The organism is Terrabacter sp. P5_B1, from assembly GCF_056400505.1.
This window is the reverse complement of the sequence record NZ_JBFULD010000122.1, coordinates 1-11108: the sequence shown is the minus strand read 5'-3', so window position 1 is coordinate 11108 and position 11108 is coordinate 1. Positions and strand designations below refer to the sequence as shown.

Sequence of the window (11108 nt, the reverse complement as noted above, 5' to 3'; positions counted from 1 at the left end):
GAGCAGCGCCGGGGCGATCATGATCGGCAGGAGGAGGAAGGTGAAGATGACCTTCTTGCCGGGGAAGGCGCGGTTGATCAGCAGCGCCAGGGCGAAACCGAGGACCGTCTCGATGGTGGTGACCACGGCGGCGAAGCCGACCGTGAACCGGGCCGCGTGGAGGAACCCAGGCGATGAGAACAGTGTGGTGAAGTTGTGCCACCCGACGAAGGGGGCGGTTGGGTCCTGCAGTGTCAGGCCGTAGAAGCTGGTCTGGATCCCTTGGAAGAGGGGGTAGGCGACGAAGATCGCCGCGAAGATGAGCAAAGGGGAGGCGAGGACCCACTTGGCGCGTCGTGCGCCAGCTTGGTTCGAGGCTGACATGTCGTCCTTTCCGGGGTTCCCGCGGTGTGGCACGGGGGGTGTGCCACACCGCGCGGGGGTCGTCAGGGCAGCAGCGACTGGAGGTCCTCGTTGGCGGTCTTGAGCGCGGATGCTGCGTCGGTGGTGCCGACCCATGCCCCGCTGAGGTCCTCGGCGAGTTTGGAGTACGCCTGGAACGTCTGGGGGAAGACCGGCTCGGCGTATCCGTACTTCTCAATCGATTCCGAGATCATCGAGAATGCCGGGTTGATCGAGGCTTGGTCCTTGAGGACCTGGGGCATCGCGGGGATGCCGCCAGCCTTGGCGTAGGTGGTCATTGCCGCAGGGGTGGCCACGTAGTTCATGAACTTGGTGGCGGCGGCCTTGTTGCCGGAGTACTTGTTCAGGGCCACGGCCAACGCGTGCACGTGCGTCTTGCCGGATGGGACTCGCGCGATCGCGATCTTGCCGGCGACCTGGGGTGACTTCGCCGGGTCGTTGAGCTCGGCGAAGCCCGCCGACCACTGGAGGGCGAAGGCGGCGTTGCCTGACTTCAGGGCGGCCTGGGTCTCGGGGAACTCGGCCTGCGAGCTGTCCGGGGAGGCCCACTTGTTCGTGTAGATGTCGGAGTAGACCTTGACGGCCTTGGCTGCCTCTGGGGTCGCCAGGTTGGCCTTGCCCGACGCGTCGGTCCAGGAGCCCCCGGAGCCCCACAGCACGTCGTTCCAGATCATCGTGTTGTAGAGCAGGTTCTTCGCCTGGAGAATCGTGCCGTACTTCGTGGGGGAGGCGCTGTTGGTGCCCATCGTGAAGTAGGCGGCCATCGCCTTGTAGTCGTCCCACGTCCACTCGTCGGCCGGCTTGGGGTCAAGCTCGTGGCCGACGGCCTTCATCGAGATGGCCTTGTAGGCGGCCTTCTTCGCGTTGTCGGCGAGCAGGGCGTGGACGAGGTCCTTCCGGTAGAGCAGGAAGTGGTTGCTGACGTCGAGGGGCAGCGCATACTGCTTGCCCTGGTACTTCAGTCCGTCGACCGCGACCGGGAAGTAGTTCGATGCGTCGATGGAGGTCAGGGGGTCCAGAGATGCTGCGAACTGCCCAACGTTGTAGCTGGCGACGAAGTAGATGTCCTGGTCGCTGGACTTGGCGGCCATGAGGGTCGCCTCCTTAGAGAAGGTGTCCTGCCGCGACAGCAAGGTCATCTCGACCTTGACGCCGTCGGTCTTGCCCTGGTGGGCGTTGTAGTCCGCGACCACCTTCGACATGGCGTCGCCCTCTGGTCCGGGCCAGAGCACCATCTTCACGGTTCCGGACCCACTGCCGGTCTGACCACCGGCGCTGCCACCCGTGCTCGGAGAGCAACCGGCCAGCACCACTGCCACGGCCGCTCCTGCGGCCAAGACTCCATACACCTTCATCGAGATCTCCTTTGGTACGGACCAATAGCATGACATGACATCCCGAGGGCGTGCAAGAGGTGACCCAAGGCAGATTTGGTCCGTACTAGTTGCGGTTAGTGCTGCCTGACAGGCGATGTGATCCACCTACCGAGCGGATAGCACTCGCGCGCCGTCGCGGACGCCGTGGCGACCCGGGTCAGGCGCCATGTGGGTGAAACCCCGCGGCGACAGGCGGCGGATGGACGCATGTGGCCTGGGCGTGACTCGCGGGTCAGGCGTCGGCCTCGATCGCGAAAGTGTTGCCATCAGGATCCTGGAACCACGCGATGCGACCGCCCCCGGCTCGCGGAGTGATTCCTTTCGCGTCGTGCTGGTACGCGTCGTAGCGGACGAACTCGACGCCAACAGCGGCGAGTTCCTCAACTACCTGGTCGATGTCATCGACGTACCGATAGCGGACAGCGTCGCCCAGCCCACGTGGCACCCGGGGCGCGCCGTCGCCTCGAGGATCGAGGCCCTACCGTAGGCACGCAGCGCCACGAGAGGGATCCCGGTGCGCTTAGCGGTGCCCGCCAACCACATCGGGTCGGGGGCGACCACAAGGGCTTTGGCGTTTGGATCGTGGCCGGCCCTCGTCGGCGCTGCGTCGGCATCACTGACGGCGGGCGCGGTCAGGGCGGTGGTGTCGACAATGTTGACGAGGGACCTCGACGCCGGCTCCTCGACGACACTCTCGGACCGGTGACCAGCAAGCCAAGCCGTGCCGAGGAGGGCGAGCGGGAGGACGAGTGCGGCTGCGTGAGCCAAGCGGGGGCGGGGGCGTTGTTGCGAACGGATGGGCACCGTTAGCAGAACCGGCCGGTGAGGTCGTCGGCCGTGCGCTGGCCCTGTACCGCTAGTTCGGCCCCACGGCCGCACAGGACCAGACATTCAAGGGAGTGCTTCGCATACCGCCATCTTGGCGGACCAGGCCCCAGCGCTGCGCCGACGTTCGCACGGACGCCATGTCCGCAGGACCTCGGCGCCGCCGACCGTCTTGCGGCCGAACGTCCAATGAGCGGCATGTCCGGTAAACGCCTCACGCCGATGACAGCACGTCTGGGTCGCCTCGACGACGGCGATCAGGGCGCCGGCGTCTCGGGTTCACCACGCCCGCACGTTCCCCAAGAAATGCTTCGCCTCCAAGTCTGAGCGTGGGTAGTGCTCCGCGCCGCGCGAAACCACGAAGACTGGCGCGGAGGAACTGCTCGAGGTCGGCGCTGCGAGGTTACGAGACCGTCTTACTGGTCGGTGGGTCCGTGGGGTCCTTCTGCCAGGGCCAGCGGCCGGTGATCTCGAGCTCGAGGGAGAAGCTGAGAAAGGTGCGGATCAGCACGATGAGCGCCAGGACGAGGACGCTGGCCAGTGTCGGGGTCACGGCGACGGTGCGGATGATGTCGGCGGCCACCAGCAGCTCGAGGCCCAGCAGGATCGTGCGTCCCAGTTGTTGGCGGAACTGCCGGTAGGTGCCTGGCTGCTGTCCGCGGGCACTCTGGGCCGCTCGCACTGCTGCTACGACGGCGCCGATGACCAGAACGAGGACCCCGGCCGTGTCCATGCCCTTGCCAGCTAGCTCGACGGCCTCGCTGAAGTCCACGTCGTTCCTTCCCGTTCATCGGTGTCTCCCACTGCAGATACCCCGCCAGAGACTGCGAGGCAAGAGGGTCCGAGGACGCGGCACGACTACGGTGGCAGGCCCGACGACTTCCGGCCAGCCGTCGGCGACGACCATCCCGCCCGCGGTCGGGACCGGGAACTGCTCCGACCACCGCTCGTAGGCGGGGGATATGCCACGGTCGCGCGTTGCCGGCGCCCGATTCAAACGCGTAAGCCACGCTGATCGCGGCATCTCCGGATGTCGTCTTGTGTCGTCCYTGCGTTCTGTTCATCGAGGGCGGGTGGGCGCGTCGTTCCACTGCTCGTCTGACCCGTTCTCAGCGTGTTGGGTGCTGAGTTGATCGCATGACGAGTAACGCGATGTCGTCGGGTCCATGACCGTGACGGCGGTTCATGCCGCTGACCATGTAGTCGGCGATGGCGCTCGCGGAGGCGGCGGGGGCCTGCGCGAGCAGCTCGCTCAACCGTTGGAGGCCGGCGTCCAGGTGCTGCGTTCGTGACTCCACCAGCCCATCGGTGTAGAGCACCAACGTGTCACCCACCGCCAGCCGGTAGCGGGCCTCCGGGTAGTCACCCACCCCTAGTCCCAGAGGCGCGCCCGGGGGAGTGTCCAAGCGCCTGACACGACCGTCTCGCTGGCGGACCAGCGGAGGAAGGTGCCCGGCGTTGGCTGCCACCAGTGACTGGCGGCCCCGGTCGAGGACGACGTAGCAGGCGGTCGCGAACTGGGGCGACATCGCGTCGTCGTCAGACCCTGCGACAATATCGCCCATCAAGGTGTCCAGCAGCTTCAGCAACGCGCGTGGTTCCAACCGCGCGAGGCCACCGGCGCGCATGGCAGCACTTACCTGACCCATGGCCGAAGCGGCTGCCAGGCCGCGTCCTGAGACATCGCCGATGCCCGCGGCGACGTGGCCGCCTCCTAGGTCCAGCACGTGCCACCAGTCCCCGCCCACTTGGACGGTCGGCGACCCGGGGATGTACAAACCTGCCACGTCCAAGCCGTCGATGGGCGGGGGGCGCCGGGGTAGCAGGGCGTGCTGCAGCTGCGCCGCTATGGTCTGTTGTTGGCGCAGGGACCTCAGGGCGTTGATCCCCGTCGCGGCCCTGGCGGCGATGTTCACCCAGAACGACAGGTCCTCCTCGCTGAGCTGCCCTTCGTCGGCTCGCGTGCCGGTGACCAGCACGGCGGAGAGTGTCCCCGCGACGACCAGCGGTACCGCGATCAGGTGCGTCAGGCCGGCGGCGCTCACCCACGCAATGGTCCCGGCATCGTGGGTGACCCCGGACAGTGACTCGCGCGAGAGCGGTATGAGCAGGGGCTTGCCTTCACGAAGGACAGTGCGCCACTGTTCGGCGTTGCTGTTGCTGCCGGGGTTCGGGAGGGGCGGTCCTCCAAGTGCAGCGATCCGGGGGCTCAGGCTCAGTACATCGGGAGGCAGCGGCGGCGCGTCAGGATCGGGGTTGTCCTCCGGAACGATGTAGACGGCGGCAAGGTCCATCAGATCGCCCACCAACGCGTCGGTCAACTGCCTCAACGCCGCGGCCGGGTCTTGCGCAGTGATCATCCGCTCGCCAAGGTCGGCGAGGAACGCGGCGCGCTCCAGGTCGCGCAGAGCGTGCACGTGGGCAGTGACGTCCGCGCCCATTGTCACGACGGCCCATGGCGGGTCACCGAGCGGGGCCATGACGTAACGCATGGCGAGGGGACGGCCCTGCACGTCGGTGAAGGGTAGCCAGTGCGCCTCTGTCCGCACGGTCTCGCCGGTGCACAACACGCTGTTCAACCGGTCCAAGCCGACGCTCGTCACCTGCGGCAGCAGCCGCTGGAGAGGAGTTCCCAGTGGCATCTCTCCAAGAAGCTCGATGCAGCATTGATTCTGGTAGATCACCTGATGATCTGTCCCGCCGGTGACGAGCACCGCGACCGGAGAGTCTTGCCAGACTCGTTCGAACGCCGCCATCGAAAGGTGCTGCATCGGCAAGCACCTCCTCGGCATGGCCACGTCGCTTGTGCCCTTACAGCCTCGAACGCTAGTCGGAGCGGACCCGGCGGTGGTCCCGATTGGCGAGTCTCGCCGCCAAGAGGGCCGGTTCTGAACGACCCGGTTCACGGCCCAGAGTGCATCTGGCTGACTCAGGGCGACCATGTGCCCACCCCCGGGACGGCAACGGGTTGTCCCGCCGACGGGCTGAGTGACCCACGCAAATGGACGCGGGATGACTGGCCGCCGGCTACCACCTTGTATGCCCGCCAAGATGCACCGCAGATTGATGCGTTTTGGTCAGGCACTGCGAAGGACGTTCTCCGGGACGCATCGATCTGAACCCCAGACCGATCGGGGGCATGGCGCGGAGGAACGTCCTCCGCGCGGCAGTAGAGTGCGTTGCCGCTCAGCCGTTCTCCCTGCCGGGTAAGGGTTGCCCAGCTAGGAAGGCCTCGTAAGCCTCGCGCGCATCGTCGTCGAGGAGCGGCTGCTGACTCGAGTAGCGGCGGTCAGTGCAATCACGTTTCGAGGAAGCCTCTCGGCGCGGCGAACTCACCGACGGAACCCGACGGGCGCGGTGCCTCCTGAACGCCGGGGACCCTCTGGTCACCACCCCGTGCGCCGGCACCATCGTGGTCTCCTCGGCCCCGTGGGTGCGCTCGGACGGGTAGAGCGTGACGACGCCGGGCAACGCCGCCTGCTAGATCCTCACCGACTAGGCATCACGCCGTCCCGACCGGTTCCGGCGGACGCTCGCACAGACAGAGAACCGCCGCTGGTCGCGCTCGTGCTCATCGTCGACCCGGGGGCGCTCCCGGCCCTTCCCGCCGCGTACTACCCGCTCATGGCGACCGAGCCCAGTCGGCGCGCTGTCGGCCCCTTCGGACGCCCGCAGGGCGCCGTTCCAGTCCGTCACCACCCGCACGTTCTCGCATCCGCTCAATGGGCGCCCTCCCTAGCGGCATCCTTGAAGTGGTGCCGGGCAACGGTGCCCGGCCCGCCGGAAGGGGGCTATCCACATGCACACCACCACGAGGCGCCGCTATGCGGCCATCGGTGTCGTCGCGGCACTGACGACACCCGTCGCCGCCACCGTCGCTTCCACCTCCGCCACAGCGGCCACGAGCACCGCGCCTACTGCGGGAACACGTGGGGCTCCCTGACCAAGCTCGCCTATTCGGGCGAGCACTGAAGCGGCAACGTCATCCGGACGAGGACCGGCATGCACGCGTGCTACGACCGCCTCGTCTTCGACATCGCCCCGGGCAGTAGCCGACTCGGCTACTACGTCCATTACGTCGACCAGGTGATCCGGCCCGGCAGCGGGCTCCCGGTGCCCGTCAACGGCGGGGCGAAGATCCAGATCGAAATCAACGCCCCGTCATACCTCGGCATGAGTACGACGAACTTCCCGGGCTGGCGCACCTTCCGCCAGTTGACGTACCTCGGCAGCGTAACGGCAGGGACACCCCCCCTTCGGGGGCTACACCGACTACGGGCTCGGCGTGCGGGCCCCGCTGCCGATGCGGGTCTTCGTGCTCACCAACGCCGACGGCGGCCGGCGTCTCGTCGTCGACGTCGCCCACCGCTGGTAGGTCGCCGTGCTCACCTGGAGAGCACAGCCCAGGCAGCACCAAGCGTGCACATCCCGTTCGGGGCGTTCAACCAAGCCGTGCCGCCCCGACGGGGACCAATCACCCCCACATCTGCATGTGGGTAGAGTCGGCTCGACCCTCGGGTGGAAAGGGACGCAATCACCCGACGCGGTGCGCGGATGGGCTCGCAATGCCAGGACACGACCAAACCGGCGGACGTCACCCAGCCCAAGTCGGCTCCGCCCTCGTTCGGCGGTCGCTTGATCGCCGTGGCAACTTCACGCCAATCGCGGTGGGCCAGGGGCTCACCGGGTCGCCTCCGCGATCTTCGACAATGCCATGGCGATCTCAGCGTCACGGCCGCGAGCCGCGTGTTGATATCGAAGCGCCGCCGCCGGCGTCGAGTGCCCCAATCGGCCCATGAGCTCGGCGAGCGTCGCACCCGTTTGGGCCGCGAGCACGGCGCCCGTGTGGCGCAAGTCGTGGAACCTCAAGTCGGGACGGCCAGCTGCGTCCCTGGCGCGGTAGTAGGACCGGTAGAACGTCGACGGGGCAAGGGTGCTCGTGCCGTCCGCCGCAGGAAACAGCAGCCCGTCGCGGCCACCGACGATGGGCTGGGCAAGGTGCTCGCGCAGGAGTGGCATGAGGTGCGGCGGGACCGCTACGTCGCGGCGTCCGGCGTCCGACTTGGGGTCACCGATGACGACCGTTCCGTCGGCCCGGACGGCTCCACGTCGTACCCTCACGACACCATTGTTGAGGTCGATGTCCCTGCGGCGAAGTTCGATCAGTTCCCCGAATCGCAGCGAACACCACGACGCGAGGAGCACCATCGGCCGGTATCTCTGCGGCATCTCTGACACGAGGGTCTCGAGTTGTGTGAGGGTGGCGGGTTCGATGCGACGAGCGCGGTTGACGTTACCGGCTCCCCGTATGTGGCATGGGTTGGCGTCAAGGCGTCGGTCCTGCACGGCTGACCCGAGGATCGTGGCAGCAGCGAGTAGGCATGCGCACGCAGGGTCGGGCGCGACTTGTCGAGGTCGGCCCACCAATCGCCAACGTTCTCCGGGGTGACACTCCTGAGGGGGACGTAGGCGAAGGTCGGGAGGATCGTTTTGTCCAGAAGTGACCTGTAGTGCTGGCGCGTTCGAGGCTTGAGATCCCGGTTTCGAAGCCAACGCTCGGCATAGGGACCAAACGTGCCCTTCGGGTCAAGGGCCGCCCGTGTGCGCTCGGCGGGGGAGACCCACCTGTCGGCGGCGATGAGGGACTGCTCTCGGGCCAGCCAGGCAGCAGCGTCACCCTTGGTCTCGAACGTCTGGGGGGCTTTGTGGCGGCCGGTGTCGGGGCCGATGTAGCTGGCCTGCCAACGCTTGGACGGAAGCCGTCTCAGGTGTCCGAAGCCTCGGTGATTCGGCTTGCCTGCCATGCTGAGGCCCCCTTCGCGTGCGATCCACGTGCGATCCAAGAGTAACCCAGGGTCCGTTTGTGTCCCCTCCACCAACGCGACACTGTGTTGAATAGCCGCAGGTCACAAGGGGTTTCGGCAGGTCAAGAACAGTTTCCACGGTCAGGCTGGAATCTGGTTCAAACCCAGTATCGCCCACCATTACGAAACAGCCCCTGACCAGCGGAAACGCGGGTCAGGGGCTGCTTCATTCGGGGGAGCGACCCGCTCCGAAAGGCTGATGCTTGCCTAGCTGCTTGACCAAGGATCCGTCTTCGAGGCCTCGACGGGTCGATCGGAAGATCTGTCTGGCGGCCGGAAAAGTCGGTCCATCGCCTCGGTCCCTTGGGTCAGTACTGGGCGTAGCTGCTTGCGGTGGACGGACTCGGTCACGATCGTGCTCCGGTGCCCGACGACGCGCGAGATGTCCTCCAGTGGCACGCCGGCGTCTGACATGAGTGAGACGAAGCTGTGGCGCAGCTCCCGGGGCGTCCACGCCTGGTCATCGAGGGCCGCCCTGCGCCCCACCGCACGGAAGGATCGCCGCACATCGGCGGGGTCCAGCGGTGGGCCCCCGCGGGTGCAGAAGACGAGATCGCGCTCCTGACCCGCGTCCGTGATCTGGCTACGCCAGGCGTTCTGGGCGTCGAGGTGGCGGCGGAGGGTCGGCGTCGGCGACTCCTTCGAGATCGAGATGGGACCACGTGAGGTCTCTGAGCTCTTCGGTACGTGCGCCGGTCAGCAGGCTGACCGTCACATATGCCTCCATCTCGGTGCCCTCGACAGCCTCTAAAACAGCCGTCGCCTGATCGAGGGACAGAGCCCTTGACGGGCGACCGGCCCGGCCATGTGGCACCTCGCAGTGGAGTGCGACATTGCGGCGGAGCCGGTCGCGAGCCACCTGCCGGGTCAGGGCGCGCCGCAAGATCGAAAGCAGGCGCTGCAGCGTCGACCTGGCCAGGTCCGAGGACTTTCCCTTGAGCCACTGGTCCACGTCCTGGGCGGTCAGCTGGTGCAGTTTGCGCGCACCCAGATCCGGGATGATGTGCTTTTCGGCAAGGACTCGGCAGGTCGTCACCGTCTTGTCGGATCGACCGCTGAGGCCGAACTCCAGCCAGTCCTCGACTGCCGCAGCCACTGTCGTCCGGACAATTGCCTGGATGCCGTCCTCGCGGTTCCGAAGCAGCTCCTTGAGCTTCGCCTTCGCCTCAGTCTTGGTCTTGCCCGTACCTGTCTTGACGATGCGCTTGCCGTTGGGCAGCAAGCCCACTTGGGCCGTCGCGATCCAGCGTTGGCGGCTCTCGGAGAAATGGACGCCGCCTTCGGCCCGGCTACGCCGCGCCGCCATGATGCTCGGCTTCGGACTCGAGCAGTGCCACGTGACGCTCCATGGCGTTGACGGTCACATAGCAGCGGCGGCCTTGGTGCACGGTCTCGGGCCGCCCGGCGCGAATCTGCTCGTAGATGGCCGAGCGGCTCATGCTGAGCCTCGCCATGACGTCGGGGATGGCGTAGAGGACGCGTTCGGCAACTGCTGTCATCAGTTCTCCTTCAGGTGGTCCTGAGATGCCAACGGATCGAGGGGCCACTATCGGAAGTCCAGCGTGACGTTGCTTCGTGGACCTGGTGCTGGATCGACTCCGAGCCGCTAGTCATGGCGAGCGGCAGGCCAGCGCGGCTCCGCCAACCGTTGCCGACAACCGTGGTTGTCGGCCGAATCGCGACGAATTGACGCAGTTTGGGGGATGAGGCGAACGGTCTGCAGGTCCGGCCTCTCTGGGCTCCGCGGGGCGTCAACCTTGAGGGATCACGGTTGCGTCGCGAGGGCCTCGTGAGACTCTTTGACCACGGGAGGTGTCCGCTTGGACGCCACGATGACCGAGGAGCGCCATGCTGTTCCACATCAAGCAATCGCATGCACCGGCGGACTGCCCGTTCGGCGCGGGTGGCTCACGCTCGCTGTTCGACGGCAGTCATCCAGACGTCACGGTCCACGGCTATTGGCTGGCGTTTCCGCAGCACACCACGTACTTGATTGTGGAGACCGACGACATCGCGCACCTGCAGGCGTTCCTGAAACCGGGCGCTGGCGTCACGGTGTGTGAGATCACTCCGGTCRGCGACAGGCCCGTCGCCCCCAACACCTGATCCGGAATGGCTTTCAGTCAAGGACAGGATCACTCGCGCCGCTTCCGTCGATCCCTCGGTGACCGGAAGCTCGCTGGTGCAACGGCAGCTCGGCATTGGCCCACCTCGAGGACGGCACGACGAGGCGTCCGCCGTTCCGCCGGGAGGGCCCGCTCGCGATCTACGTGCCTGGTTGGGTGTCGCGTCTCGAACTGGGGTCGGCGCTGCCGGCCGAGCGCCGGTTCTACCAGGGTCTGGTTGACGGTCGGACCGTCGTGCGCCACGACCGGCCGGGGCGCGGCCTGTCCGGGGGAACCACCCGCACGCACGTCGTCGAACTCGAGCTGGAGGCTCTGCACGCGGTGGCACTCGCGGTCGGGGTGACCGCTTGGACCTGATCGGCTCCCGTCCGGCACCTCATCGACGCCCTACCTTCGAGCGTCGATGAGGTGTCGGGTGGAGTGGGCGACGAACGGTTCCCCCTGACGCATCCTCGCGTCCAGCTCGTGCAACTTGTCCTCGTACCGGGCGACGGTGAAGTCGGGTACCCACCACC

General features: G+C 66.9%; 12 protein-coding genes and 2 pseudogenes. 5 read left to right on the top strand and 9 right to left on the bottom strand.

What is annotated here, in order from left to right; all coding sequences use genetic code 11:
• Nucleotides 1–363 (bottom strand): carbohydrate ABC transporter permease (locus AC1DP0_RS10700; RefSeq protein WP_478084439.1); only part of this gene is annotated, 363 nt, incomplete at its 3' end.
• A 62-nt stretch (nt 364–425) separates the two neighbouring features.
• Nucleotides 426–1757, bottom strand: a complete 1332-nt coding sequence (locus AC1DP0_RS10695) for an extracellular solute-binding protein (protein ID WP_478084437.1) — start codon at nt 1755–1757, stop codon at nt 426–428.
• A 349-nt stretch (nt 1758–2106) separates the two neighbouring features.
• Here AC1DP0_RS10695 and AC1DP0_RS10690 point away from each other — a divergent pair, with 349 nt between their 5' ends.
• Entirely contained in the window at nt 2107–2265 is a 159-nt protein-coding gene (locus AC1DP0_RS10690) for a hypothetical protein (protein WP_478084435.1), read from the top strand.
• A gap of 741 nt (nt 2266–3006) precedes the next feature.
• Here AC1DP0_RS10690 and AC1DP0_RS10685 read toward each other — a convergent pair.
• Together AC1DP0_RS10685 and AC1DP0_RS10680 are read right to left on the bottom strand one after the other, a co-directional pair.
• On the bottom strand, nt 3007–3375 hold the full coding sequence (locus AC1DP0_RS10685) for a DUF1622 domain-containing protein (RefSeq protein ID WP_478084434.1): 369 nt from the start codon (nt 3373–3375) through the stop codon (nt 3007–3009).
• Nucleotides 3376–3712: 337 nt separating this feature from the next.
• Nucleotides 3713–5374 carry a SpoIIE family protein phosphatase gene (locus AC1DP0_RS10680; RefSeq protein ID WP_478084432.1) on the bottom strand — a complete coding sequence of 554 codons (1662 nt, stop codon included), beginning with the start codon at nt 5372–5374 and terminating at the stop codon, nt 3713–3715.
• A gap of 1213 nt (nt 5375–6587) precedes the next feature.
• On the opposite strand from AC1DP0_RS10680, the pseudogene AC1DP0_RS10675 reads away from it, so the two are divergent.
• Both AC1DP0_RS10675 and AC1DP0_RS10670 read left to right on the top strand, forming a co-directional pair.
• Nucleotides 6588–6839: pseudogene (locus AC1DP0_RS10675) on the top strand (AMIN-like domain-containing (lipo)protein); the annotation flags it as partial.
• Nucleotides 6840–6885: 46 nt separating this feature from the next.
• Nucleotides 6886–6978: pseudogene (locus AC1DP0_RS10670) on the top strand (AMIN-like domain-containing (lipo)protein); the annotation flags it as partial.
• Between the two features lie 305 nt (nt 6979–7283).
• Here AC1DP0_RS10670 and AC1DP0_RS10665 read toward each other — a convergent pair.
• The 5 genes from AC1DP0_RS10665 to AC1DP0_RS10645 all read right to left on the bottom strand — a co-directional run bounded on the left by AC1DP0_RS10665 (nt 7284) and on the right by AC1DP0_RS10645 (nt 9966).
• Entirely contained in the window at nt 7284–7811 is a 528-nt protein-coding gene (locus AC1DP0_RS10665; RefSeq protein ID WP_478084430.1) for a tyrosine-type recombinase/integrase, read from the bottom strand.
• Nucleotides 7766–8407 (bottom strand): tyrosine-type recombinase/integrase, encoded by a 642-nt coding sequence (locus AC1DP0_RS10660; protein WP_478084428.1) that lies wholly within the window; start codon nt 8405–8407, stop codon nt 7766–7768. Before AC1DP0_RS10660 ends, AC1DP0_RS10665 begins: the two co-directional genes overlap by 46 nt.
• Nucleotides 8408–8674: 267 nt before the next feature.
• Nucleotides 8675–9046, bottom strand: a complete 372-nt coding sequence (locus AC1DP0_RS10655) for a tyrosine-type recombinase/integrase (protein WP_478084441.1) — start codon at nt 9044–9046, stop codon at nt 8675–8677.
• Nucleotides 9047–9050: 4 nt separating this feature from the next.
• The gene (locus AC1DP0_RS10650; protein ID WP_478084426.1) at nt 9051–9773 is read right to left on the bottom strand and encodes a phage integrase central domain-containing protein; all 723 of its coding nucleotides are present in this window, start codon (nt 9771–9773) and stop codon (nt 9051–9053) included.
• Nucleotides 9757–9966 carry a helix-turn-helix transcriptional regulator gene (locus tag AC1DP0_RS10645; RefSeq protein ID WP_478084425.1) on the bottom strand — a complete coding sequence of 70 codons (210 nt, stop codon included), beginning with the start codon at nt 9964–9966 and terminating at the stop codon, nt 9757–9759. The genes AC1DP0_RS10650 and AC1DP0_RS10645 overlap by 17 nt, the downstream gene beginning before the upstream one ends.
• 349 nt (nt 9967–10315) lie before the next feature.
• On the opposite strand from AC1DP0_RS10645, the gene AC1DP0_RS10640 reads away from it, so the two are divergent.
• Both AC1DP0_RS10640 and AC1DP0_RS10635 read left to right on the top strand, forming a co-directional pair.
• A complete protein-coding gene (locus tag AC1DP0_RS10640; protein ID WP_478084423.1) occupies nt 10316–10573 on the top strand; it encodes a DUF3303 domain-containing protein in 258 nt (85 codons plus the stop codon).
• Nucleotides 10574–10749: 176 nt separating this feature from the next.
• Nucleotides 10750–10950 (top strand): hypothetical protein, encoded by a 201-nt coding sequence (locus tag AC1DP0_RS10635; protein ID WP_478084421.1) that lies wholly within the window; start codon nt 10750–10752, stop codon nt 10948–10950.
• The last annotated feature ends 158 nt before the right edge of the window (nt 10951–11108 follow it).